Origin of the sequence: Rathayibacter sp. AY1B4, assembly GCF_002932815.1 — a bacterium.
GTDB lineage: Bacteria > Actinomycetota > Actinomycetes > Actinomycetales > Microbacteriaceae > Rathayibacter.
Genome location: NZ_PSWN01000009.1, coordinates 14,610 through 38,993 on the forward strand (window position 1 = coordinate 14,610; position 24,384 = coordinate 38,993).

Genomic DNA, 24,384 nt, shown 5'->3' on the forward strand with positions numbered 1-24,384 from the left:
CCGGTCAGTCGCCGGTGGCGAAGGGCCACCACGGCGGCAGGAGCCGTCGGTAGGCGGCGAGGTAGCTGCCGGGATCGCGGGGCGCGGGCAGGCGGAGCCACTGCTCCATCAGGCCGACGGAGCCCGCCGCGAGGAACGAGGCCGTCGCGTCCTCGAGGAACCCGAGCGGTGCGTCCGCGGCCGGGACGTCGAGGATCCCGGTGTCGAGCGTCGCGGAGACGGCGGTGCGGAAGTGCCCCGCGAGCATCGCGCGGAGGCCCGAGTCGCCGCCGGGGGCGTCGAAGGCGCGGAGGTAGAGGTCGCGGTGACCGTCCAGGTGGCCGAGGACGCGCGAGGTGCCCTCGCGGATGCTCGCGTCGGTCGCGGCGCCGCTCCGGAGCTGCTGGAGGTAGCCCTCGCGGATCGCGTCGAGCTCTTCCCGCAGGGCGGCGCAGAGCAGTTCTGCGGCGGAGGAGGCGTGGGCGTAGAAAGTGGAGCGGTTCACGCCGGCGAGATCCGTGATCTCGGAGACGGTGAGGGTGGCGACGTCGCGGCCGGTCGCGAGTTCGATGATGGCCCGGTGCAGGGCCACCTGTGATCGCTTCTGCCGCGCATCCACTGCTGACGCCTCCCGAGCTGCCGACGGCGCGTCGACCCGTGCCGACGCGTTCCGCGCAGCGAGTCTACGGGGCCCGCTCGTTTTCACTTCCGGCGTCGGCATCCGCTAAGGTAGTCGAGTTGCCCGGGCCTCGGCCCGGTCTGCCACGGGCTGTGGCGCAGCTTGGTAGCGCACTTGACTGGGGGTCAAGGGGTCGCAGGTTCAAATCCTGTCAGCCCGACGGAAAGCCCTGATGAGACCACTGGTCGTCGTCAGGGCTTCCGTCGTTTCCGGGCCTCGTCGTGACGCTGCGGACCGCTCACCGGAGCGCTGCGGCGACCTCGGCGAAGGCCTCGCGACGTCGAGCGGAGCGCGCCTCCCGCTCGGCGGGATCCCGTGCCCAGAGCGCCTGTCGCGACGGATGGAAGGTGCGGATCACCGTGAGGCCGCGCTCGCGCTCGATCGCCGGGTGCCGCCTGAGGAGGCGCCGCCAGCCGTGATCGGCGTCGCCGCCCTGAAGGAGGACCACCTCGACGTCGGGGGCGAGCGCGAGCAGATGCAGGACGGTCTCGACGCCGGCGTCGAGCTGCTCGGCGTTCGGCGCCGCTGCGATGTACCAGGGGTAGGCGTTCCACGGCAGCAGGTCGACGGGGGCGAGGCCCACCTCGTCCATCAGCCCGGCCATGAGCTCCGCCGTCGGGTCGTCGTTCTCGGTGCAGAGGAAGCCGCTTCCGATGCCGTCCTGAGTGGCGGGGCCGGGATCGCGGAGGACGCTGAGGACGCGCGCCTCCACTCCGCCGTGCAGGGGCGCGACGTAGGGCAGCCAGCCGCGTCCGTAGGGGTTCCGCAGCTCGTCGACCCAGCGGTTCACGGGAGCCACGTGCGGTGAGTAGCGCTGCTCCCACTGGGCGCGGCGGAAGGAGAGGTCGGCCATGGAGCGGGGCATGTCCGCACCCTAGAGGGTGACCCGGGCGGCGCGGCACCCTTCCTGGTCGTCGGCCGTGCCGGCGGCGTCCGGACTGAGAGGCCGGAGCGGCATGCACGGCGTCTCCCCGACCGCCCGCAAGGGCGGCGGCAGGCCGGCTCCCTAGCGTCGGTGGACGTGACCCACTCCGCTCCGCTCGCCCGCTGGTGGCGCGAACCCCGGTGGGCGCGGCTCACCCTCCTCGCGATCCTGTGCGGTTCGACGGTCCTCACCGGCTGGAATCTCGCCCGAGGCGGAGACGCCGTCTTCTACGAGGCGGCGGCACGGTCGATGTCGGAGTCGTGGCACGCGCTGGCGTTCGGAGCCTTCGATCCCGCCGCCACGGTGACGCTGGACAAGCTGGCGGGGTTCGCGGTGCCGCAGGCGCTGAGCATCCGGCTGTTCGGGATGTCGACGTCGTCGATCGCGCTGCCGCAGCTGCTCGAGGGGCTGATCACCGTCGCGGCGTGCTCGGTCGTCGGGCTCCGATGGGGCGGCCGGGGGCTCGGGCTGGTCGCGGCGGCCGCGGCGGCGAGCACGCCGATCTTCGTGTCGATGTTCGGGCACCCGATGGAGGACGGCCTGCTGACGGCAGCGCTCGCCGTCGCGCTGGTGTGGTGGCAGCGCGCGGTGCTGACGGAGCGGTGGTGGCCTCTCCTGTTGGCCGGAGCGTTCATCGGGATCGGCTTCCAGGCGAAGATGATGCAGGCCTGGTTCGTCCTGCCCGCCCTCGTAGTGGCGACTCTCGTCGGGGTGCGCGGGTGGCGCCGAGCGCTCGCCTGGGCGGGCGGGCTCCTGGCCGTCGCGGTGGGCGCCTCGGTGGCGTGGATGGTCGCGATGCAGGCGGTGCCGGCAGGGGACCGGCCCTACATCGACGGGTCGACGGGGAACGACGTCTTCGCGATGGTGTTCGGGTTCAACGGGCTCGACCGGCTGATCCCGGGAGCGGTGCCCGGCGCCGTCGTCGCTTCCGCCCACGTGGCGACGATGGGCGGAGCAGCGGGGTCTTCGCCGGCCAAGCTGCTGCTGGCGCAGTACGCGACGCAGGTCGGCTGGCTGTATCCCACGGCGCTCGCCGGGCTGGTGCTCGGCGCCGTGCGCTGGTGGCCGCGGCGGGGGAGGCGGGGAGGTGCCCGCGGTGCCTTCGCCCTCCTGGTCTGCCTCGCGGTGTGGCTGGTGACAGCGGCGGGCGTGCTCTCGGTGGCGACGGTGCCGCACATGGCGTACGTCGCGGCGATCGGCGTGCAGCTGGCGCTCCTCGCCGCGCTGGGCTGGGCGGAGGGGGTGCGGCTGCTCGCGTCGCCCCGGGTCGGCGCGCGGCTGGTGCTGCCGCTCCTCCTGGTCGGGCAGACGGCGTGGAGCGCGGCGCTCGCCGTGGGCGGGCAGCTGCCGTCGGTGCTGGGCCTGCCGCTCGCGGCGCTCGCCGGAGCAGGGCTCGTCGTGGTCGCGGTGGCGGCCCGGTGGAGTAGGGGCGGTGCGGCGGCGAGCAGAGGCGCGGCCCGGCATCGTTCGATCGCGCTCGCAGCGGCCGTCGTGATCCTGGCAGGGCCGATCGCGTTCAGCCTCCAGGTGCTCGACGCGTCCCTCGACGGGTCGGGCGGGGACGCGCTCGTCGGCCTGCGCTTCCCGCAGAGGGCCGAGACCTCGGCTCCGTTCGCGGTCTCGTCGCCGGACGCGGTCGGCGGGCACGACTCGATGACCGCCGACGAGACCGCACTGGTCGCCGCTGCTCGTGCCGCCGGCGGCGGGGTGGACGGAGCGCCCCTGTTCCTCACCGACTCCTGGGCGATCTCGGCGCCGATCATCACGGCGACCGGCGCGAGCGTGCTCACCGACGGCGGCTACTCCGGCCAGGCGCGGGTCTTCACCGAGCAGGACGTCGCCGGGATGATCGCGGCAGGACGCACGCCTCTGCTGGTTCTGAAGAACTCGGCGCCACCGACCGAGTCGGTGCGGAAGGCCGTGGTGGCGGACGGATGCACACAGCTGCAGGAGTGGGGGCCGGCGGCGACGGAGTCGGGAGAGCGCGCCTCCGCGGTCACCGGGTTCTCGTTGTGGCGGTGCGTGGCGATGCCGCACGGCTCGGCGGGCGGGGTGTCGGGTGCCGGCCAGTGACGCCGTAGGGCAGTTCTCGCCTGGACGAGATCGGCTCCCGCCGGAACGATCGCCCTCGTCCTTGCGCTCGACGGGTCAGGCCAGGCCGAGGAGGTCGAGCGTCCAGGCGTGAGCGAGGACGTTCTCCTGGTGGGACTCCTCGGGCGTCAGTCCGCTGAGGTGACCGCCCGAGGTCGCACGGAGGACGACGTGCGCGGGATCGTCGCGCTCAGCCACTGCCCGGTAGGCGCTTGCGAATTCCGCGATCGCCGACGCGTCGACTCGGGCATCGCGGAGACCGGCTCGAATCCACGCGCGCGGAAGCGGTCGGCTCCGCCCCACCATTGTGGCGATCGTCGCGAGTGGAGAGAGCCCGCTCGCGAGGATCCAGTCAGGGTCACCGAACTCCTCACGGTCGGACGCCGCCGCGGCTGCGGAGCGATCATCGAGCGCGCCGACGGGATCGAGGAAGGGATGCACGAGGTGGAGGCCACGGAGTTCTGCGGGGCGACGGAGGCAGACCGTCGCAGCGACCAGCGCGCCCGCGCTCGCCGCGGTGAGAAGGAGCCGGTGCGAGTCGATCCCTGGAAGCTCACGAAGCAACGCCAGGCAGGCGAGGAGGTCCTCGATCGGGCGCTCGCGGCCGAGGCCGGTCGCCTGCCGATGCCACTCCGGGCCGTTCTCTCCGCCCCCGCGGACATGGCAGTAGGCGATCGCGGCTCCGCGCGCGAGGAGGTCGTCCGTGAAGGGATCGAACGGCCCCTCGAGGCTGATGCCGTAGGCGCCGTAGACGTGGACGACGACGGGACAGCTGTCGGCGCCGTCAGGAGTCATCAGGGTGAGCGGGACGAGGGTGCCGTCCCGGCTCGGCGCAGTGAGTGACGTGACCTTCATCCGTTCTGTGACCTCGGTGGCGAGTGCCTTACCCGGTACAGGGGTGACGCAGTGGACGCGGTGAGCAGGGGAGGAGACGAGCATGATCGGGTGGCGGGTGATCGGATCGACGGCGGGAACAAGGGTCCCGGCCGCCGGCGCGAGCCAGAGCGCGTCTGCCCCGCCGCCGGGCAGCCACACCGCTCTCCTGCCGGACGACCGACCGAGTACGAAGAGCTCACCCTGGGCCTCCTGCAGGTGCTCCGCCTGAAGGGCCTTCGGAACGGGAACCTCGAGAGGACGCGTCGAGCCGGTCATCCGGACGACTCCGTGCCGTCGATACAGGACCGCGAGGCCGCCCCTGCAGGCGGAGACATCCGCGTTCTCCGTGCCGAGGTCGAGGCGACGGCACGTCGGGGCACTGCTCTCCTCTCCGGTCAGCACCCAGTACCGGGAGTCGCGCGCCCCTCTCGATGCGAGTACGGCGATCGCCCCGGCGACGCTGCGCAGATCGAGCCTCCGAGCCTGATCGGGCTCTTCGAGCGGCACGTGGGGAGTCGTCAGGCTGCGATGCCACCAGACCGCCTGCCAGGGCCGACCCGCGTCGTTCCGCCTTATCCAGAGGAATCCGTCCGAGAACGATCGGATGCGCGGGGAGACGGGGCGCTCGTCCTGAACGATCTCGACGGCTCCGCTCCTGGTCGCGACGGCGACGCGGATGCGGTGATGCTCATCACCGTCCTGATCGCTCACAAGTGCGAAAGCGGCGGCGCCCGGCGAGAGCACCAGAGACTCCTGCGGTGCGATGACGAGGGTGTGCTGCACGGGGCGCCCGTCGGGATCCCGGAGGAGCACCTGCCGGGGGCCTGTCGGCTCCGCGGCTGCGCTCGACGGCTGCAGAGCTGCGAGATGTCGCAGCCGTCCGGCGATCGCAGAAACCCGAGGCGGCAGTGCGTCGCGACCCGTGATCACGTCAGACACCCTGCTCACGCAACCTCGGTCCAGGGGGACGGCGAAGCCGAGCCTGCGCGGGAATCAGGAGGATCAGCGAGAGCACGATCCACGAGCCGATGAGGCCGAGAACGACGCTCGGGACCGGCCAGATCACTACCCCTTCGCCCAGTGCTGCGCGACTGACGAGCCAGCAGACCGCGCCGGTGGCGGCGACGGGTGCGGCAGCTGCTGTGGAAGCGGCGAGGGACATCGCGAGGCTCTCGGAGACGACGAGCCCGATGATCTGTCGGCGCTGCAGGCCCGCTGCCTGGAGCAGGGCGATCTCGCGCTCGCGGTTCTGCGCAGAGAGAGCGACGACAGTGGCGCTGGTGGCGAGCATCGACACGGCTACGACTGCGACGATCGTCAGAACATCGGTGAGATCGGCGCGGGTCCCGGGCCGGACCGCCGTCGTCATGGCGACGACGGACTCCACCGCGCACAGGAGCACGGCGATCGCCCCCAGCCCTGCCGTGAGCGGCGCGATCGTGGCGGTGCTGACCTGCACCCGGGCTGCTGCCGCGCGGATTCCGAGAGCCGCGACGACGAGACCCGATCGGGCGGAGAGCGCGTGCAGAGCCCGGAAGACGAGCGCGATCACCTCCGGGCAGAGGAGGTAGACGGCCACGAGGACGCTGCCTCCTACGTCGACGGCCAGGTTGAACATCGGCGCCGGTCCGGTCGCTCCGAGTTCTCGAGCAGAGGCGGATGCCGTGACAAGGCCGGAGGCGATGAGGAGGAGGGCGATGCCGCAGCCGATCCGCACCGCGCGCATCGCCGTACCCGGTCGACCGCTCCCGACTTCACGCAGCGCGGCGCTCGGCGGCGTGCGGGCGGCGCGGCGCGCGGGCAGGACTCCGCCCGCCAGAGCGGTGAGCGTGCCGAGCGCCAGCGTGACCACCGGAGCCCAGGGCGCGAGCGAGAAGCTCGGAAGATCGACCTCGGACGAGACGGCACCGTTGAATGCGGGAACCGCCCAGAACGCCAGCAGTGTCGAGAGGAGCGCTCCGATGCCGGCGCCGAGGAGACTCACGATGCCGAGCACGAGGAGAGTGACGACGAACACCTGGGCTCGGGAGGCGCCCAGCAGGAGCCAGAGCGCGTGCGTGCGTCCTGTGGCCAGAACGCTCGCTCGGCCGACGATCGTCAGGGCGACCCAGCCGACGAGCGCCACGACAGTGTAGATCGTGATCGAGAGGATCCGGAACTCCCCGAGCGCGACGCCGGCCTCCGTGACAGCGGCGGTGAATGCGGGGTCGCCGGTAAAGGCGAACTGCTGAACGCACAACCCGATCAGCGTCGCCATCAGGGCGACCACAGCGATCGCGGGAGACCATCGGCGCCACTCGTCGGCGAACAGGCGTACGACGTAACGGGACACGAGTCAGGCCCCGGCCTCTTCGAGGATGCTCAGCAGCTCATGGCTGGTGCAGCGTCCGGTCGTCCGCACGGTCCGACCATCGTGCATCACCACGACCGTGTCCGCGAGGGCTGCGGCGTCGAGATCGTGCGTGACCATCACGATCATCTGGCCCTCGTCCGCCATCGTCCTCAGAGTCGACAGGACGACCCGCGAGCTCTGCGAGTCGAGGGCGCCGGTCGGCTCGTCGGCGAAGACGATGCCGGGCCGCCGTGCAAGGGCGCGGCAGAGAGCGGTCCTCTGCTGCTCACCTCCCGAGAGCGTTCGCGCCGGCGCACGGCGCCGGTCGCGCAGGCCGAACGATTCCACGAGTCCACCGATCAGGTCGTGCGGCACGGGTGATCGGTCGAGCCTGAAGGGGAGCGCGATGTTCTCCTCGACATCGAGGAAGGGCACGAGGTTGTACTGCTGGAACACGAACCCGATCTGGGCGCGGAGCATGCGAGCGCGATCGGCCGCTGACAGCCTGTTCACGTCCCGGCCGTTGACCTCGACGACGCCGGACGTCGGCCGGTCCAGTCCGCTGAGGCACATCAGGAGAGAGGACTTGCCGGAGCCGGAGCGGCCGACGACAGCGGTGAGCCCGCCCCCTTCCAGATCGATGTCGCAGCCCCGCAGGACGGTCGTCCGCTGCCGGCCTACGGTGATGACCTGCTCGACGGCTCGAGCCTGGAGGGTGGGGATCATGAGCGTTTCTCCTCGACGAAGGTGGGGACGTCTTACTCGTGAGACGCCCGCGATCCACGTCATGCTGGATCGCGGGCGCCCGGTAGCGACTGTCAGCAGTTGCCCCACGTGATCGAGCTGGGCCAGCCCGGGCACGGCGAGATGACGCTGAAGGTGCTGACGCGCGCGGCGTCGTGCGCGTCGGCCTCACCTTCGAGGGTCTGGAAATCGAGGATCCGGTTCATGTGATCACCTCCTCTCCTCGTCTCGGGCCGACTCGGTCAGAGTCCGAACGGCAGGGCGGAGCGTCCGGTCTCGAGCTCGTCGAGCGCTGCGAGCACTCCGAGCGAGCCGGTCAGGTAGTCCGACGAGAGTCGGAGGTTCTGGTTGCCGCGGAAGAAGACGCCGGTGTCGTCGAGCACGGCGTGCAGGCGCAGCGACCGGACGTGCGAGCGGAGGATCTCCTCGAGTTCCGCGCTCGGGCGGTGCAGTACGCGGCGGCGGAGGTAGACGAGGAATCCGGACAGACCGTGGGCGAGTGAGGCCTGCGCGCACTGCTGGTAGGACGCGGCGGCGTCGATGGACGCGAGGGGATCGGCGAAGAGCTCCTCGCCCGTGACCCGCCGCAGCTCCAGGATCGCCAGGCCGGGCCCGGTCGAGCCGATCCCCAGGTAAGGAAGAGTCCTCCATCCCTCATCGAACTCGAGAGTGTTGTTCCGGGTGATCGCACAGCGCGCAAGATCGGCGTCGACGGCTCGTATCGCGAGCGTGATGTACAAGTCGTCGCCAGTGGCTTCGTGGAGTCGGGCGAACAGGATCGCGGCCGCAGACCATCCGTGCAGGAGGCCGACGGAGGCTCCTCGGACGTCCTCATCGAGCAGCGTGGTGAGATGGTGGGCCGCCTCCGACGGGTCCCCTCCGTCTGCGAGCTCGGCGAGCCCTGCACCGGCCCACCCCGACCACAGCGTCGGACCTGAAGGGGCGGCCGAGAGCCTGCGGTCGAGGACCTCGAGTGTGCGCGCGAGTCCTGCCTGGCGAGCCGCGTAGCGAATTCCCTCGCGTCCGCAGAGACCACGCGACCGCACCTGGGCCACGCGAGCGGCGAGCCAGTGATCGGCGGCCTCGAGGTCGACATCTCCGGATCGTCCTAAGACAGCGGCGACTCCAGCCGCGCCGTAGGGGAATCCGGCACGGTCGTCCGCGCTGTCGCGGGCGAGGACAGGGATGTCTCCGGGAACGACCGGCGAGTCGTCCGTCCACTGAAGCACCGATGCGACACCGCGGGCGATCTGGCCGCGCAGCTGGTCGTCCGAGAGGGCGGCGAGTCGACCGACGTCTTCGTCGATCGACCTCTGACCGGAGGCGGGGAGTACGTCGAGGGTGGAGGTCCTGATCGACCGCAGCACGGCGGGCGGAACTGCGAGATCGTCTGCGGCTGCTCGGAGGAGCTGCTCGATCTTCGCGACGTTGCCCTGGTCGGCGATCGTCGCTTGGGGGAAGAGGAGATCGAGTTCGAGGATGCCGAGCGACCACTCGTCCGCTTCCGTCCCCTTCAGGCCTTCCAGGGGCTCGTAGCCGGGCGCTCCCTGGCGACAACGCCACTCCGGATCCATTCGATGCGCGAACTCGAAGTCGAGGAAGCACGGGTGCGTGCCGTTCCGCATGATGACGTTCTTCGGGTGGATGTCGCCGAGCAGCCATCCTGCGCGGTGCACGGAGGCGAGAGCGGCGTCGAGGCGAGCGACGGTCGTGGTCAGCCAGGAGGTGTATGCAGGGTCACCGACGCGCCACGGTGCTGGTCGGAGCAGCGGAGTCCTCGTCATCCATTCGCGCTTCAGATCGTTCCCCTCGATGTGCTCCATGACCAGGTATCGGTGCTCCCAGGCCGTGAAGGATCCGTAGAAGACGGGTACGCAGTCCAGGGACTGCAGATCGACGAGCACCTCCTCCTCATGAGCCAGGCGAGTCACGGCGTCGACTCCGTCGGCGTCCAACCCGGCGTGCGGGCGCGCCTCCTCGAGGACCACGATCGTCCCGATCGGCACGAATTCGTCGGTCGTCGCTTCAGCGAGATAGACACCACCACCGTTCGAGAAGTGCAGCGCTGAGAGCATCGTGAAGCCGAAGGCGACCTCTTCCTCGTTCTCCGCCCCGACAGTGACGGACTCCGGTAGTGAAGCCCACGGGGGAGGTGTGAACGTCGGCCGCCGGACGTCCTCCACCTCGTTCCCGTCCGGGTCGAGCACCGTCGAGACGAAGCCGCTCTCCGTCTCGGACGGGACGAAGGCGCCGTAACGGAAGTGCACAGGCCCGGACTTCCACCGCCGGTCGGACAGTACGTACGGGCCTCTGAACCCGCGAAGACGGACGTCGAGGTCCTCCAGCGTTCGGGCGAACTCGTCGTCCGAACCGGGATACACGGTGATGAACTTCCCAGCTCCCGCTCGATCGGCGTACTTGCCGTTCTGCATCAGAAGGTGAGAGGTGGTCGAGAGATGCTTGAAAGGCAGTCGGGAGGCTAAGCAGTAGCGTGCAGCAGCGGCGAGGACCTTCTCCGCGTCATCGAGTGTCGACGAGAGGTGGAGCTTCCATCCCTGACGAGGGAGGAGGCGACCGTCCGGCATCCAGTTCCGCCACGGCCGCGACTCCCTCACCTGCCAGTCCTCCGGAGCGAAGGACGCGACGTCGAAGGCGTCGCCATCGATGTCGTCCCCCTCCTCGGCGACCGCGTAGAACGGGTTGCCCGGGCGGCAGTACCGGAGATATTCGAGGTCGAGCGGCATCGCTTCCCTTTCCTGTCCGACTTGTCTCGCGGTGCGGGATGCGGCTCCCGGCGCTGACTTCGAGGCTAGGAAGGTCCGCAGTCGACCACCTCCCGCCGAAGTCACGGATGAGGATGACCGGAGTCACGGTGAGGGCGTGACTGCGGTCACGGGTCGGCATCCCGGAGTCGGAGCTACAGTTGTCGACATGGGCTCAACTCCGGAGACGGCGGCGGAGATCTCCGCGCCGTCAGCGGCAGGACACGAGCGGGTCGCGGTCGCGCCGTCCCCGTCGAGCACCGTGGACATGACCGTCATCGCACTTCAGGCGATCGCCCTGTGCTGCCTCGTCCTGGCAGGGATCCTGGGCGTCGTGGACTCCGCGCAGAGAGGCACGGGTGCAGCGGTCGCGGTCACATGGCTCGCGCTGGTGCCTGTGATCGCCGGGCTCTGGGCCGTCCGGCCCCGACTGATCCGAGCGGGACACGGGGTCGCCGTGACGACGGTGTCCATCGTCGCGGCGACGCCGGTCGTCGTCTTCGGCCGGCTCGATTTCACGATCCCGGTCCTCCTCCTCGTCGTGGCGTTCGCGGTGGTCGACGTCTCGCTCCGCGCAGGGGCGCACGCGATGATCTGGATCGCCTCCGTCGGACTGGCCCTCCATGTCGGGGGCGCCGTCGGCTCGGGGAGGGCGCTGCTCTCCGGAGTGCTCGACGGTCTGCTCAACGTGGTGCCCGTGGCCGTGCTGATGTGCTTCGGGATCGCCCTGGGACTCTCTCTTCGCGGCTTCGAGAGCGAGCGATCCGCCGACCAGCGTGTGATCAGGCGGTTGCATCGCGCCTCCGAGACGGAGAAGGAGCTGCTGCTGTCGGACGAGCGCGCCCGGAGCGCACGCGAGCTCCACGACGGCCTCGGGTACAAGCTGACCCTCGTCTCGATGAGTCTCGAGCTCGCTGATCGCCTGCGCTCCGCCGATGCCGAGCAGGCGTGGGCCGAGGTCCGCACCGCCCGATCCACGTCGAGCGAGGCTCTCGCGGACATGCGGATGTGGGTACGAGCGCTCAGTCCCTTCCGGGACGCGGGCGCCCGCGGCCTGGCTGCGCTGGAGTTGATCGCGGAGTCCTTCCGCGGCACGGGCGTGACCGTGGATGTGGTCGGCGACGAGGCGTCGGACCGTGTGCTCACCAGCGACGATGAGACCGCGCTCGTCGTCTACCGAGGCGTGCAGGAAGGGCTGACGAACGCTCTGCGGCACGGCGCTGCCCGCAGAGTCCGCATCGATATCGAGACGGACGACGTCCGGCTCGAGCTCTCGCTGCTCAGCGACATCGGCGCGGGAAGGAGCAACGGGATCAGCGACGGCGAGCCTGTGCTGGGGTTCGGGCTGCGCGGCCTCGACGATCGCGCGACGGCTCGCGGAGGTCGGTTGACGGCGCGGCGCATCGGCGACCGGTTCCTCCTGCGCCTCTCGATCCCTCTCGGAGGCGCCGACGGGGAACGGGAGAGCCGCGCCTCGTGACGGAGACGACACCGAGGCGAGTGCTGCTGGTGGAGGACCAGCAGATGATCCGCCGTGGGCTGGTCATGCTCCTCTCGACGGTCGAGGGTGTCGTGGTCTCGGCCCAGGCCGAGAACGGACAGGCTGCTCTGCACATTCTGCGCACGACGGAGGTGGACGTCGTCGTCACCGACGCGCGGATGCCGGTCATGGGCGGCGTGGAGCTCGCCGCCGAGTGTGCGCAGCTCCATCCGCGTCTGCCCGTCCTCCTTCTGACGACCTTCGACGACGACGCGCTCGTGCAGGCGGCCCTCTCGGCCGGCGCTTCCGGATTCCTCCTGAAGGACACCTCGGTGGAGGGTCTCGTCGTGGCCCTCGACGCGGTGATCGCCGGCGGGATGGTGATCGATCCGCGCGTCGCCCGGCCGGCCGTCCAGCCGGGTCGCACCGGCGAGAGCCCGCTGACGCTGCTCACGCGGAGCGAGCGGGTGGTCGCCGAGCTGGTGGCCGAAGGGCGGAACAACAGGGAGATCGCGGCCGCCCTCGTGCTCGCCGAGGGCACCGTGAAGAACCACGTCTCGGCGCTGCTGCGCAAGCTCGGCCTCCGCGACCGCACCGCCCTCGCGCTCACGCTCTACAAAGGCTTCCGCCCCGACGGCGCCTGAAGGCGCTGGTCGGATTGCGGCCCAGGCGCGGCCGTCCTCGGGCGCCCGACCCGCCGCCTATCCTTGAGGGCGATGTCGAACTCCCGCGCCGAGGCCGCCTACCTGCGCTCCCTCGGCGCCTTCCGGACGCCGACCCTCGATCTCCTCCACGGCCGCTACGCGCCGTTCGTCGTCGCCGCCCTGTCGCTCGTGTTCACCGTCGACCGGCAGGCCGTGGCGGTCGCCGACGCGCACGCCGAGGTGGGGGAGCTGCTCGAGGAGCTGCGCTCGGCCGGGTACGACGAGGGCGAGCGCGCTCTGCCGAGCGGCACGGCGCGCGAGGTGTGCCGCTACTGGGTCCGCGTCGGCTGGCTCGTGCCGCAGATCGAGGGCGAGGCCGAGGTCTACCGGCTGAGCGCCCACGCCGTGAGCGCCCTCGAGATCACCGGGCGCACCGGAGGTGGACGCACGCGCGTCTCGAACTCGCGGGTGCGCACCCTGCTGGAGGCGGTCGAGCGGCTGGCCGCGGACGTCGATCCCGACCCGGAGGCCCGCCTCTCGCGGCTCCGCGAGGAGCGGGCGCGCCTGGACGCCGAGATCGCCGCCCTCGAGGAGGGCGCCGGTCTCGAGCCGGCCGACGACGAGCAGCTCCTGGAGGAGGCCGAGAACGTGGTGCACCTCGCCCGCGAGCTGCCGGCCGACTTCGCGCGGGTGGCGGAGTCGATCAAGGCGATGCAGCGCGACGTGGTCGCGGACCTGCGCCGCGACGTCCGCCCGACCGGCGAGGTGCTGCGGGAGTACCTCGAGCGAGGTCAGCACGTGATGCAGGCCACCAGCGAGGGCCGTGCGTTCGCCGGAGCCCTCCGCCTCCTGGGCGACCCCGAGCGGATCGATGCGCTCGCCGATCAGCTGCACACCGTGCTCGTGCAGCCGTTCTCCCGCCTGATGGACCCGGCCCAGCGCGGGGAGCTGGCCGCGATCGGCCGCCGGGTGGAGCTGGGCGTGCAGGAGGTCCTGACCGCGCAGCGCCGCGCGTCCCACGTCATCACGGGCCAGGTCCGCACCCACGACCCGGCTCGCGACCGCCAGGTGGACGAGCTGCTGCGCGACGTGATGGCGGGGCTCCAGGAGTGGACGGGCGGGATCTCGCCGGACGCGCCGGTCGCGCCGCTGCGGCACCTGCCCGTCGCCGGGATCGGCCACCTGCGCCAGACCCTGGGAGACGTGCGTCCGGCCGGCGGGCCGGCGCCCCTGGCCGGAGACGACGGCGACGCCGAGTTCGTCGGCGACGACAGCCGGGCCTGGGGCGGTCCCCGCTACGCGGAGCTGGAGGCCTACGTGGCGGAGCTCGGCGACGAGTTCGATCTGGCGGACGCGTTCAGCGCGGCTCCGGAGGACACGCGACGGCCCGTCGACCTGCTCGGGCTGCTCGAGATCGCGCACCGGACGGGCCTCGTCGACCGCGACGGCTACTCCGTCGTGAGTACGCGCCGACCCGACGGGACCGTGCGCCGCTTCGCCTTCGGATCCGTGACCGCCCGCACCGAGGAGGAGACCGACGATGAGTGACACCCTGGCGACCGACGGGACCGCCGCCGATCCGTTCATCGCGCCCGTGTCGATGGAGGAGGACCCCGACGAGCTCTTCCCCGGCGACCGCGGCGTCCTCGACACCGAGGTGCGCCGGGTGCTCGTGCACGTGCTGCAGCGCCGCTTCCTCCTCGCCGACCGCCACCGCGAGCAGTGGGCCGTGCTCCAGGAGCACCGGCAGCTGATCGAGTCGCGGCTGAACGACCTGTTCGTGCGGCTCGTCGTCGACCACGAGCGCGGGGTCGCCTACAAGCAGCAGGTGCGCTCCGACGAGGTGGAGATGCCGGTGCTGCTGCGCGACCTCCCCTACACCCGCGCCGAGACGCTGGTCCTGGTGCACCTGCGAACGGTCCATCAGCGGGAGTCGGCGGCCGGCGAGGCGTCGGCGCGCGTGGACGTCGAGGAGGTCGAGCAGACGGTGCTCAGCTACTTCGCCGACGCCGAGCGCGACACCGCCCGCCGGCAGCGCATGGTCCGCAAGGCGCTGGAGCGGCTCGGGCGCGACGGCATCGTCGACGAGGAGTCCGCAGGGCGGTACCGGATCAGCCCGATCGTGGAGATCGTGCTGAGCGCGCCGAAGCTGCGGGAGCTGAGCGACTGGCTGCGCGGGCGGGCGGGCGAAGACGCTTCCTCGGTGGTCGCAGAAGCGGCGCCCGCCGAGGAGCCCGGCTCCGACGATCCGGAGCAGGTGGACGACGACGCGCTCGAGGACGACGGCCTCGACGAGGAGGCGGACCCGCCCACGGACGGCGTCCTGCCCGGAGCCGATGTCGCGGACGACGAGCCGCTGGACGACGAGCCGACCGACGACGACACCCCCGACCCGGAGGACGACCCCCGATGACGATGCTCGACACCCTCTTCGGCCTGATCCCCGCCGCCTCCCGCGGTCAGCAGTGGCTCGCCGAGGACCTGCAGCTGGTCAACTGGGGCGGCTACGACGGCGCGCACCGGGTCCGCTTCTCGCCCGGCGCCACGCTCCTCTGCGGCGGCTCCGGCTCCGGCAAGTCCACGCTGATGGACGCCTACATCGCCCTGATGATGCCGCACACCACGCCGTTCAACGGCGCCTCGAACGGCGGAGTGACGGGCCGTCCGCGCGGCGAGGACCAGCGCAACATCCTCTCCTACGCGCGCGGCAAGCTCGACGAGTCGCGCACGGACGAGGGCACGACCATGCGCGTCCTGCGCGGCGACGGAGTCGACACCTGGACCGCCGTCGCGATGACCTGGGTCGACCACGACGGCTCGCGCTTCAGCGCGGTCCGCGCCTGGTACGTCCCGGCCGGCTCCCGGGTGCTCGAGGAGACCGTGCGGATCCGCGCGAGCGCCGAGGGCCCGGTCGACCTCGCCGCGCTCGACCGGGCGGCGGCGCACCGCTTCTCCGACGCGTCGCTGCGCGCGGCGGGCCTGGATCCGCTCGGCACCGATCGCGAGTTCTCGGCGCGTCTGCACGCGGTGCTCGGCATCGGAGCGGCGGGAGCCGGATCGAAGGCGATGAGCCTGCTCGCCCGCATCCAGGCCGGTCAGCAGATCACGACCGTCGACGACCTCTACAAGCGGCTCGTGCTCGAGGAGCCCGAGACCCTGGCCTCCGCCGACGCGGTCGTCGCCCACTTCGACGAGCTCGAGAGCACCCGGCAGCGGATGCTCACCGCGCGCCAGCAGGTCGCGGCACTCGAGCCGTTGCGGGGCCTGCGCCTGCGCATCGCCGCGTCCGCGGAGCGCGTGCGCCTCATCGACGCACTCGGGGAGTTCGATGCCCCGGTGTCGCCGGCGGCCCTGTGGCGCGCTGAGCAGCGCCTCGGCCTGCTGCGCGACGTCGAGGCCGAGCTGCGCGAGCGCACCCGCGCCGTCGACGCCGTGCTCCGCGAGAAGCGGGCCCTCGCCGAGGCGGCGGAGTCGGAGCGGGACGGGCTCGCCGAGGTGCTGCGGGCCTCCGGCGGCGACCGCCTCGAGACGGCCCAGCGCGAGCTCCGCGAGGTGGAGCGGCGGCTGGGCGCGGCGCGCGAGAACCGCGCCCGGCTCGAGGAGGACCTGCGCGCTCTCGGCGAGCCGGAGACCACCCGCGAGCGGTTCGAGGCGGTGCTCGCCCGGGCTGCGAGCGCGGCCGACGCCAAGCGCAGCACCCGTGCGGCCTGGTCGGACGCAGTCGCCGAGCGGAAGGCCGCGGCGCGCGATCTCGCCGAGCTCGAGGCGGAGCAGCGCTCGGCCTCGGACCGTCGGGACAGCATCCCCCGGCCTCTGCACGAGGCGCGCGAGCGGATCGCGGAGGCAGCCGGCCTCACCGCCGACGACCTGCCCTTCGTCGGCGAGCTGGTCGAGGTGCGTGCCGAGTTCGAGCCCTGGCGCGAGGCGTTCACGCTCGCCCTCGGCGGCTTCGCGATGACGCTGATGATCGACTCCGCCCACCTCGACCGCTTCCGCCGCGCCATCGACTCCCTCCGGCTCCCGGTCCGGCTCCGCTACGAGGGCGTGGAGACCGGGCTCGAGGAGGTGCGGGGCCTCGACCCGCAGACGCTGCCCGGGCGCCTCGACTACCGAGCCACCGCCTTCACCGGCTGGCTGCAGGACCGGCTCGAGGACCGCTTCGGCTACGTGTGCGTCGACAGCGCTGCGGAGCTCGGGCGCCACCGGCTCGCCCTGACCCTCACCGGTCAGCTCTCGCAGGGGCAGCGCGGTGCGCACGGCGGCCACGGCGCCGCGAACGTCCTCGGCTTCTCCAACACCCGTCGTCTCCGCGAGCTGAACGCCCTGGTCGAGGCGGCCCGGGCCCGCAGCGCGGCGGCCGTCTCGGCGGCGTCGGCGGCGGAGGAGGCCCTCGATGCGCTCGACGACCGGATGACGCGCCACGCCCGCCTCGCGCTGGTGAGCTGGGAGACGGTCGACGTCGAGTCGCTGCTCGCCGAGCAGGAGCGCTGGGAGGCGGTCGGCGCCGAGGCGGCGGAGGCGAACCCCGAGCTCGCCGGGCTGCAGGAGCAGATCGACGGGCTGCGCGGCCGCCTCGAGCGCCTCCGCCAGGAGATCGCCCGCGCCGGTGTGGAGCGCGAGCGGATCGAGGCGGAGTGGGCCGTCGTGGTCGACGACGTCGACGCGAGCCAGGCCGTTCTCGATGCGGCGGAGCGCGCAGGACGCGAGCTCGACGACGACCAGCGCGCCTTCCTGGACGCCCGGTTCACGCTGACCGAGGCCGCGGCGTCCGGCAGCGCCTCGGACGTCCTGGTCCGCTTCGACGCAGCGCTCGCCACGGCGGCGCAGCGACTGGCGGAGGACCGCCGCTCCGCGGCCGAGTCGCACGAGCAGCAGCGCGAGAGCGCCGGCCGGATCATGGCCGGCTTCCTCGACCGCTGGCCGAATCCCAACCTGCTCGCGGACCCCGAGGCGTCCGCGGGCGACTTCGAGCGGCTGCTCGCCGCCCTCGAGACCAGCGGCCTGCACCGGCTCGAGACCGAGTGGCGCGACAGCCTGCTCACGCTCTCCGGCAACGACCTCACGAGCTTCGACTCCACGCTCGGCCGCTCGCTGCGGGAGATCCGCGAGCGGATCGAGCCGATCAACGTGATCATGCAGGATCTGCCGTTCTACGACGACGGCCACCGCCTGCAGATCACGACGCGCGAGAACCAGTCGGAGGTGCGCCGTCGCTTCCGCCGCGAGCTCCGCGAGGTGCGCGCGCAGATCCAGGCCGTGTCCGCGGAGGAGGAGCGCGAGCAGGTCTACCGGCGGATGTCCCGGCTCATCCAGCGGCTGCGGCGCACCGCGCCCGACTTCGGCGACCTCGTCGACGTCCGCAACCACGTCCGGGTCAGCGCCGAGCGCGTGGACGCCGTCACCCGAGCGCACGTGGCGCTGTACGACCACATCGGCGAGAAGTCCGGCGGGGAGTCGCAGGAGCTGATCGCCTTCATCGTCGGGGCAGCGCTGCGCTACCAGCTCGGCGACGCGGGAGCCGACCGTCCCCGGTACGCCCCGGTCTTCATGGACGAGGCGCTGATCAAGGCCGACGCCCACTTCACCAAGCGGGCGATCGGTGCGTGGCGCGGTCTCGGCTTCCAGCTCGTGATCGGTGCCCCGAACGACAAGTACAGCGCGATCGAGCCGCACGTCGAGGTGGAGTACGACATCCTCAAGGACACGCGCGGACGCTCCTGGGCCAGGCCGAAGGTGGGCCTGGCCCCCTAGGGCTGCTCGCCGATCTTCGCGTGGCTGCGCGAGTAGGCGAAGTAGATCGCGAAGCCCACGGCCAGCCAGATCAGGAAGCGCAGCCAGGTCTCGATCGAGAGGTTGAGCATCAGGTAGGTGCAGATCAGGGCCGAGAGCAGCGGGAGCCACGGGTTCAGCGGGACCCGGAAGCCGCGCTTCAGGTCGGGCCGCTTGCGGCGCAGCACCACGACGCCGACCGAGACCAGCACGAACGCCGAGAGCGTGCCGATGTTGACCATCTCCTCGAGCACGCCGATCGGAGTGAGCCCGGCGAGCAGCGCGACGACGATGGTCACGACCACGGAGGTGAACCACGGCGTGCGCAGGCGCGGGTGGACGGTGGCAAGGCGCCGGGGGAGGAGTCCGTCGCGCGCCATCGCGAAGATGATGCGCGTCGCTCCGATCAGCAGCGTCAGCACGACGGTGGTCAGACCGGCGACGGCGCCGGCCGAGATGACCGTCGCCATCCAGGTCTGCCCGTGGTAGGCGAACGCGTTGGCGAGCGCGGCCGACGGGTCGAGCTCGCGGTAGGGGACCATGCCGGTCACGACGAGGGCGACGGCGCAGTACAGGACCGTGCAGATGATCAGCGAGGCGATGATGCCGATGGGCAGGTCGCGCTGGGGGCGGCGGGTCTCCTCCGCGGTCGTCGCGACGACGTCGAACCCGATGTAGGCGAAGAACACCAGGGAGGCGCCGGCGATGATGCCGCCGACCCCGAACGTGGCCGGCTCGATGCCCGAGAGGAACTGGAGCAGCGGCTGGGTCAGACCGGACGCGGACGGCGAGGGCTCGGCGGCGGGGACGAACGGGGTGTAGTTGGCGGTGTTCACGAACTGCAGGCCCGCGATGATGACGAACAGGACGATGAACAGCTTGATCGCGACGAGCACCAGGTTGACGCGCAGCGATTCCTTGATCCCGAAGGTCATCAGCGCGCCGAGCACGAGGACGAGCAGGATCGCCGGCACGTCGACCACGCCGCCGTAGGTGAGCGCCGGCGGGAGGATCACTCCCAGCTGCTGCAGCAGCGACCCGAGGTACGCGCTCCACCCCTGCGCGACCACGCTCGCTCCGAGGAACAGCTCGAGGATCAGATCCCAGCCGATGATCCAGGCGAAGAGCTCGCCGAGGGAGGCGTAGGAGAAGGTGTAGGCGGAGCCCGACACCGGGACCGTGGAGGCGAACTCGGCGTAGCACATGGCCGCGAGGGCGCAGGCGAAGGCGGCGACGACGAAGCTCAGGACGATCGCCGGTCCGGCGATGTCGTGGGCGGCGCGGCCGGTGAGGGTGAAGATGCCGGCGCCGATGACGACTCCGACGCCGAAGACCGTGAGATCGAGCGCGGTCAGCGACTTCTTGAGCTTGTACTCGGGCTCATCGGTGTCGGCGATCGACTGCTCGACGGACTTGGTGCGGAGGAGGCTCACGGTGGTTCTCTCTGTGGGCTGCGGGGTGGAGGCGCGAGGGCCACTGGGGAGGATAGCGGGGCGGGCGCCTCTGCCGCGCCGGGCGTCGCGCGAGTACGCTTCCCGGCCATGAGCAGGATCTTCTCCGTGGCGTTCGCCGACGTGCACCCCCTCTACGTGGCGAAGGCGGAGCGCAAGGGCCGGACGAGGGAGGAGGTCGACGAGGCGGTCCGCTGGCTCACCGGCTTCTCGGACGAGGAGCTGGCCCGGCACCTCGAGAGCAGGACGACCTTCGAGGAGTTCTTCGCGGCGGCGCGCCTGCCTCCGCAGGCCTCGGCGATCACGGGGGTGATCTGCGGCGTGCGGGTCGAGACGATCGAGGATCCGCTGATGCAGCGCATCCGGTACCTCGACAAGCTGATCGACGAGATCGCGAAGGGACGGCCGATGGCGAAGGTGCTGCGGGCTCCCGCGGCCGGCTGAGCCGCCGGCCCCGGACGCTCCTCCACAGGCGCCGATCCGCTCCGGTTCTCCCCGGTCCGGGCCGGCGGGATCTCGCGCCGCCGGCGACGCGAGCAGGGTGTCGGACATGACATCCACACAGCGAACCCCTGCTCCTCCGTCCCGCCGCCGCGATCCCGAAGTCCTGCGGGCGAGCGCGATCCAGGACCTCCTGGCGGCCGCCCCCTCCATCATCGGCATCCGTCCGGAGGAGTCCGTCGTGGTGGTGCCGTTCCTCGGCACGCGCGCCGGAGGCGGCTTCCGGATCCCGCTCCCGGAGACGTTGCGCGGGATGGAGGCGGAGGCGCTGGCGGGCGGCTGCGCAGCCATGATGGAGACGATGCCGCGGGCCACCGGTGTGCTGGTGGTGGTCTGCACCCGTGCGGGCTACGCCGAGGAGCGGGGGATCCCGCATCTCGACCTCGGCCGCGCGGTGCTCCGGCGCCTGGAGCGCACGCGCCTGGACATCATCGCCGTGGCCTGCATCGCCGCCGACGGATGGGGGCGCTACACGGACGCCGAGGAGTGCCGCAGGCCACGTCCGCTCCTCGAGATCGAGCGGAGCGAGACCGGCGTCCTCGCCCGAGCGGTGGCCGACGAGCCTCTGGACATCGACGCGCTCTCCGTGCTGCCGCCGGTCGTCGAGGAGGATCGCGCGCTCGTCGCGGAGGTGCTCCGCCGGCCGCCCCTGGTCGGCGACACGGAACGGCTCGTCGAGCGCTGGCTCAGCGGACCGCGGGACGTCCGCCGCGAAGGACTGATCGTGCGGACCCTGCAGTCGCCGCCCCTCCGAGACCGGGTGACCGTGCAGATCGCGCGGAGCCCGCAGGCGGGAATGGGAGTGCCGCCCGGCGCGGTGGGCGACGCCCGCGCCGGAACGGACGACAACCACGACCTCGAGCTGTCGGCCCTGCTGCTCGGCAGCGGGCGTGCTCCGGAGCGCGGCCGTCTGGCGCGGGCGACCGGGCTCCTCGCCCGTGCCGCCGCGCTGGCGCCGGAGGAGGCGCGCTCCTCCGTGCTCACCGTTCTCGCGTGGTGCTGGTGGGCGAGGGGTGTCTCGAGCCTCGCCGGGCTCCACCTCGACGAGGCGCTGCGGCTCGACCCCGACGACTCGATGGCCCGGCTCTACGCCTCGCTGTTCGCGGCCCGCCCCCTGCCGGACTGGGTGCTCGCGGCCGCTGCTGAGGCGCTCGACGCCGCGAGCGCCTGAGGTCGGGCGCCGGCCGGTGCGCTCGTCCCGGAGACGGATGCTCTTGCGCGGGGGAGGGGACGGCCCTAATGTGCAACCACATGGTTGTACGAACGGACGCCGACATCGACCTGCTCTTCCGGGCGCTGGCCGACAGCACCCGCCGCGACATCGTCGCCCGGGTGCTGGTCGGCGAGCAGTCCGTCTCCGCACTCGCGGCGCGCTACGAGATGTCGTTCGCGGCGGTGCAGAAGCACGTGGCCGTCCTCGAGCGGGCGGCACTCGTCCGCAAGCGGAGGAGCGGGCGGGAGCAGCTGGTGCAGGGCGAGGTCGCCGCAGTGCGGCGGGCGTCGCGCCTGCTCGACGCCTACGAGCAGCTGTGGGCGGGGAGGGTCGACCGCATGTCGGACCTCCTCGACGAGGAGTGACACCCGCGAGCCGACCGGTGCGCGGGACCTGCTGGAGGGAGAGGCGCGATGAGCGTGCTGCAGTCCGTGAAGGACATCGAGGAACTGACCCTGACCGTGACCGCCGAGTTCGACGCGGGGATCGAGCGCGTCTGGCTCCTCTGGACGGATCCGCGCCGCCTCGAGCGCTGGTGGGGGCCGCCGACCTGGCCGGCGACCTTCGAGCGGCACGAGCCGGTCGAGGGCGGACGGAGCGCCTACGTCATGACGGGACCGGACGGCGAGCAGGCGCGCGGCTGGTGGCGCGTGACCCGGGTGGAGGAGCCGACGCGGTTCGAGTTCGAGGACGGCTTCGCCGACGAGCGCGGCGACCCGGTCGACGCGCTGGGGATCACCCGGGCCACGGTCACCCTCGACGAGATCGAGCCGGGGCGCACGCGGATGGTCCTCAGCAGCCGTTTCGAGTCGGTCGAGCAGCTCGAGCAGATGGTCCAGATGGGCATGGAGGAGGGACTCCGCCAGGCGATGGGGCAGATCGACGCGATCCTGCTCGAGGACTGAGTCGGCGCCCATGGAGGCTCAGCGCTCGCCGCGCCGAGCCTCCGGGCGGAGGAGCCGTCCGCGCTACTGCTCGGGGTCGGTGAGGGCGGCGGCGTAGGCGCGGACGGAGCGCTGGTACCGGGGGAGCCCCGGAGCCAGCGCCTCCAGCGCGATCCGCAGGGCCTCGTCGACGCGCCCGGCGCTGTGCAGGGCGAGCGCGAGGAACACCTCCCGCGCGGAGCCCACCGCGGGGTGCGCGGCGGCGCCGGCGAGGAGGTCGATCGCCTCATCGGTGCGGCCGAGGTTCCGGAGTGTCGAGGCGTACTGGATCGTCAACCGCGCCCGCCGCTCGTCATCCAGGCCGGCGGCGAGGGCGCGCTCGTACTCGACCGCCGCCTCCGCCTCGTGTCCCGCGCTGTCGAGGGCGCCACCCAGCTCGAAAGCGGCGACTCCGTCGTGTCCCGGGTAGCGGGCTGCGAGGACGCGCATCCGCTCGACGACGCCGTCGGGGTCGTCCTGAGCGTCGAGGCGCTCGACCGCCGCGAGCCAGAGGGCGAGCGCGTCGGTCTCGGGGCGGTCGGGGTCGGAGGCGCGTGTCTCGATCACGCCTCCGACGCTACCGCGCCCGCACAGTGCGGGGAGCGGGGCTACGAGGCGGTCGAGTCGGCGCCGTCGTCGTCCGACCCGCCGTCGTCGGAGCCGGAGGTGCCCGCTCCGACCGGCGCGGCGCGTCGCCCGGCCTCGATCAGGGCGGTCGACGCAGCCGCTCCGCCGATCAGGGCGAACAGCGCCCAGCCGGCTCCCCACTTGCGCTTGCCGAACAGGGCGTCGAACGAGAGCGCGCCGGGGCCGTCCGCGACGATCGCGGCCGTCGCCGCGACGAGGACGGCGTTGTACTCCCACCCGCCGCCCGCGTTCCACAGGCCGTTGCTCCAGTGCACCTTGCGCACGGCGGTGACCATCGTGGCGACGAGTCCGGCGGCGGCGAGCGGAGTCGCGGCGCCGAGGGCGAGAGCGGCGCCTCCGGCCGTCTCGGTCACCGCTGCGGCGACGGCGTTGCGCCGGGCCGGGTGCATCTCCAGGCTCGACATCATCTGCTCGGTGCCGTCGAGGCCGGGGCCGTCGAACGAGCCCCGCAGCTTCTGCAGACCGTGTCCGACGAAGAGCCCGCCGACGGCGAGACGGAGAACGAGTGAGCCGACCTTCATGGTGACCTCCGGGGTGGGGTGGGGACGTGTAGTGCGAGGGTCCCGGCTGCGCCGCGCCCGGTCAAGGGGTCGCGCCCGGTGAGCGGGCCGCGCGGGAGGCGTGCGCGCTCGGCGAGGGCTCAGAGCAGCGTGTAGGCGGACGCGTCCATCATCACGGTGCCGTCGGTGCACACCTGGAGCTCGGCCGGGGCGCGGACCGCGCCGTCCGGGGCGTCGAGGACCTCGGCGACGAGGTACGCGGAGGTCCCGACCGCGCAGCCGTAGGCGCCGGGGGAGTGCCAGGCGACCCGGACGTCCGCCCGGGCGCCGGGGACGAGGATCACGGGAGCATCGGGGTTCGGGCCGGACGCGTCGGCGACCGCGCTGATCCGGTTCCCGTCGGCGTCGGTCGCGTAGACGCCGGGGATGCCCGCGAGAGCGCAGTCCGAGGAGGAGGTGCTGGTGAGCACGAGGTCGAAGGCGCTGTTCCCGGCACCCGACGCGTCGGGGTCGGGCCGGTACTCCATCGTCAGGTCGGAGCCCGTGCAGCGCGCCGCCGCCGGATCCGCGGCGGGAGAACCGGTCGACGAGGGCTCGGGGGTCGCCGTGACCGTCACGGTCACGGTGGGAGTCGGCGTCGGAGCGGGAGTCGGCGAAGACGTCGGGGTCGCGGTCGCGGTCGGCGTCGGGAGCGGCGTCCGCGCGGACGGGGCTCCGCCGCTGCCCGCGCAGCCGGAGAGGACGAGGACGAGTGCTGCTGCTGCCGGCGCGGAGGCGCCGGTCCGGTGCGAGAACGTGCTCATGTCCGCAGTCTGCCACCGCCCGGACCGATCGGCCCCGCGGATCCGCGAGCATTCTCGGAGGTCC

The 24,384-nt window shown here is 72.2% G+C and carries 21 protein-coding genes and 1 tRNA gene; 11 read left to right on the forward strand and 11 right to left on the reverse strand.

Annotated features, from left to right (window positions below; all coding sequences use genetic code 11):
• Nucleotides 1-4: 4 nt before the first annotated feature.
• A complete protein-coding gene (locus C5D66_RS08010; protein WP_104255456.1) occupies nucleotides 5-571 on the reverse strand; it encodes a TetR/AcrR family transcriptional regulator in 567 nt (188 codons plus the stop codon).
• 173 nt (nucleotides 572-744) lie between these two features.
• Between C5D66_RS08010 and C5D66_RS08015 the strand changes: the two genes are divergently transcribed.
• A tRNA-Pro gene (locus C5D66_RS08015) sits at nucleotides 745-818 on the forward strand.
• A gap of 78 nt (nucleotides 819-896) precedes the next feature.
• Here C5D66_RS08015 and C5D66_RS08020 read toward each other — a convergent pair.
• Nucleotides 897-1,523, reverse strand: coding sequence for a uracil-DNA glycosylase (locus C5D66_RS08020; protein WP_104255457.1), 627 nt, complete (start codon nucleotides 1,521-1,523; stop codon nucleotides 897-899).
• Nucleotides 1,524-1,679: 156 nt separating this feature from the next.
• Between C5D66_RS08020 and C5D66_RS08025 the strand changes: the two genes are divergently transcribed.
• Complete coding sequence (locus C5D66_RS08025; RefSeq protein ID WP_104255458.1) at nucleotides 1,680-3,656, forward strand: glycosyltransferase family 39 protein; 1,977 nt, start codon at nucleotides 1,680-1,682, stop codon at nucleotides 3,654-3,656.
• 75 nt (nucleotides 3,657-3,731) lie between these two features.
• Here the strand turns inward: C5D66_RS08025 and C5D66_RS08030 are convergent, their stop codons facing one another.
• The 5 genes from C5D66_RS08030 to lanKC form a co-directional block, all read right to left on the reverse strand.
• Nucleotides 3,732-5,294, reverse strand: a complete 1,563-nt coding sequence (locus C5D66_RS08030; RefSeq protein WP_146086959.1) for a prolyl oligopeptidase family serine peptidase — start codon at nucleotides 5,292-5,294, stop codon at nucleotides 3,732-3,734.
• A gap of 187 nt (nucleotides 5,295-5,481) precedes the next feature.
• Complete coding sequence (locus tag C5D66_RS08035) at nucleotides 5,482-6,882, reverse strand: FtsX-like permease family protein (RefSeq protein ID WP_104255460.1); 1,401 nt, start codon at nucleotides 6,880-6,882, stop codon at nucleotides 5,482-5,484.
• Nucleotides 6,883-6,885: 3 nt separating this feature from the next.
• Nucleotides 6,886-7,608 (reverse strand): ABC transporter ATP-binding protein, encoded by a 723-nt coding sequence (locus C5D66_RS08040; protein ID WP_104225415.1) that lies wholly within the window; start codon nucleotides 7,606-7,608, stop codon nucleotides 6,886-6,888.
• Between the two features lie 92 nt (nucleotides 7,609-7,700).
• A complete protein-coding gene (locus C5D66_RS17450) occupies nucleotides 7,701-7,832 on the reverse strand; it encodes a hypothetical protein (protein WP_258059251.1) in 132 nt (43 codons plus the stop codon).
• Between the two features lie 36 nt (nucleotides 7,833-7,868).
• Nucleotides 7,869-10,370, reverse strand: coding sequence for a class III lanthionine synthetase LanKC (gene lanKC, locus C5D66_RS08045; protein WP_104326883.1), 2,502 nt, complete (start codon nucleotides 10,368-10,370; stop codon nucleotides 7,869-7,871).
• A 187-nt stretch (nucleotides 10,371-10,557) separates the two neighbouring features.
• On the opposite strand from lanKC, the gene C5D66_RS08050 reads away from it, so the two are divergent.
• From C5D66_RS08050 to C5D66_RS08070, 5 genes are all read left to right on the forward strand, one after another.
• Entirely contained in the window at nucleotides 10,558-11,868 is a 1,311-nt protein-coding gene (locus C5D66_RS08050; protein ID WP_104255462.1) for a sensor histidine kinase, read from the forward strand.
• Nucleotides 11,865-12,512 carry a response regulator transcription factor gene (locus C5D66_RS08055; protein WP_258063688.1) on the forward strand — a complete coding sequence of 216 codons (648 nt, stop codon included), beginning with the start codon at nucleotides 11,865-11,867 and terminating at the stop codon, nucleotides 12,510-12,512. Before C5D66_RS08050 ends, C5D66_RS08055 begins: the two co-directional genes overlap by 4 nt.
• A gap of 72 nt (nucleotides 12,513-12,584) precedes the next feature.
• On the forward strand, nucleotides 12,585-14,060 hold the full coding sequence (locus C5D66_RS08060; RefSeq protein WP_104255463.1) for a DUF3375 domain-containing protein: 1,476 nt from the start codon (nucleotides 12,585-12,587) through the stop codon (nucleotides 14,058-14,060).
• Nucleotides 14,053-14,925, forward strand: coding sequence for a DUF4194 domain-containing protein (locus tag C5D66_RS08065; protein WP_104255464.1), 873 nt, complete (start codon nucleotides 14,053-14,055; stop codon nucleotides 14,923-14,925). The genes C5D66_RS08060 and C5D66_RS08065 overlap by 8 nt, the downstream gene beginning before the upstream one ends.
• A complete protein-coding gene (locus C5D66_RS08070) occupies nucleotides 14,922-18,263 on the forward strand; it encodes an ATP-binding protein (RefSeq protein ID WP_104326884.1) in 3,342 nt (1,113 codons plus the stop codon). The genes C5D66_RS08065 and C5D66_RS08070 overlap by 4 nt, the downstream gene beginning before the upstream one ends.
• Here the strand turns inward: C5D66_RS08070 and C5D66_RS08075 are convergent.
• Nucleotides 18,260-19,714 carry an amino acid permease gene (locus C5D66_RS08075; RefSeq protein ID WP_104255466.1) on the reverse strand — a complete coding sequence of 485 codons (1,455 nt, stop codon included), beginning with the start codon at nucleotides 19,712-19,714 and terminating at the stop codon, nucleotides 18,260-18,262. The two genes, C5D66_RS08070 and C5D66_RS08075, sit on opposite strands and share 4 nt — an antisense overlap.
• Before the next feature lie 108 nt (nucleotides 19,715-19,822).
• Here C5D66_RS08075 and C5D66_RS08080 point away from each other — a divergent pair, with 108 nt between their 5' ends.
• The 4 genes from C5D66_RS08080 (at nucleotide 19,823) to C5D66_RS08095 (ending at nucleotide 22,351) form a co-directional block, all read left to right on the forward strand.
• A complete protein-coding gene (locus tag C5D66_RS08080) occupies nucleotides 19,823-20,176 on the forward strand; it encodes a DUF2200 domain-containing protein (RefSeq protein ID WP_104225408.1) in 354 nt (117 codons plus the stop codon).
• Between the two features lie 106 nt (nucleotides 20,177-20,282).
• Nucleotides 20,283-21,404, forward strand: coding sequence for a DUF4192 family protein (locus C5D66_RS08085; protein WP_104255467.1), 1,122 nt, complete (start codon nucleotides 20,283-20,285; stop codon nucleotides 21,402-21,404).
• 80 nt (nucleotides 21,405-21,484) lie between these two features.
• Nucleotides 21,485-21,811: a helix-turn-helix domain-containing protein gene (locus tag C5D66_RS08090; protein WP_104255494.1), complete on the forward strand. Its 327-nt coding sequence runs from the start codon at nucleotides 21,485-21,487 to the stop codon at nucleotides 21,809-21,811.
• Nucleotides 21,812-21,859: 48 nt separating this feature from the next.
• The gene (locus tag C5D66_RS08095) at nucleotides 21,860-22,351 is read left to right on the forward strand and encodes an SRPBCC domain-containing protein (protein ID WP_104222538.1); all 492 of its coding nucleotides are present in this window, start codon (nucleotides 21,860-21,862) and stop codon (nucleotides 22,349-22,351) included.
• A gap of 63 nt (nucleotides 22,352-22,414) precedes the next feature.
• Here the strand turns inward: C5D66_RS08095 and C5D66_RS08100 are convergent, their stop codons facing one another.
• The 3 genes from C5D66_RS08100 to C5D66_RS17140 all read right to left on the reverse strand — a co-directional run bounded on the left by C5D66_RS08100 (nucleotide 22,415) and on the right by C5D66_RS17140 (nucleotide 24,320).
• Nucleotides 22,415-22,936 carry a tetratricopeptide repeat protein gene (locus tag C5D66_RS08100; RefSeq protein ID WP_258063453.1) on the reverse strand — a complete coding sequence of 174 codons (522 nt, stop codon included), beginning with the start codon at nucleotides 22,934-22,936 and terminating at the stop codon, nucleotides 22,415-22,417.
• A 41-nt stretch (nucleotides 22,937-22,977) separates the two neighbouring features.
• Nucleotides 22,978-23,538: a DoxX family protein gene (locus tag C5D66_RS08105; RefSeq protein ID WP_104238585.1), complete on the reverse strand. Its 561-nt coding sequence runs from the start codon at nucleotides 23,536-23,538 to the stop codon at nucleotides 22,978-22,980.
• 119 nt (nucleotides 23,539-23,657) lie between these two features.
• Complete coding sequence (locus C5D66_RS17140; RefSeq protein ID WP_181067933.1) at nucleotides 23,658-24,320, reverse strand: DUF4232 domain-containing protein; 663 nt, start codon at nucleotides 24,318-24,320, stop codon at nucleotides 23,658-23,660.
• Between the last annotated feature and the right edge of the window lie 64 nt (nucleotides 24,321-24,384).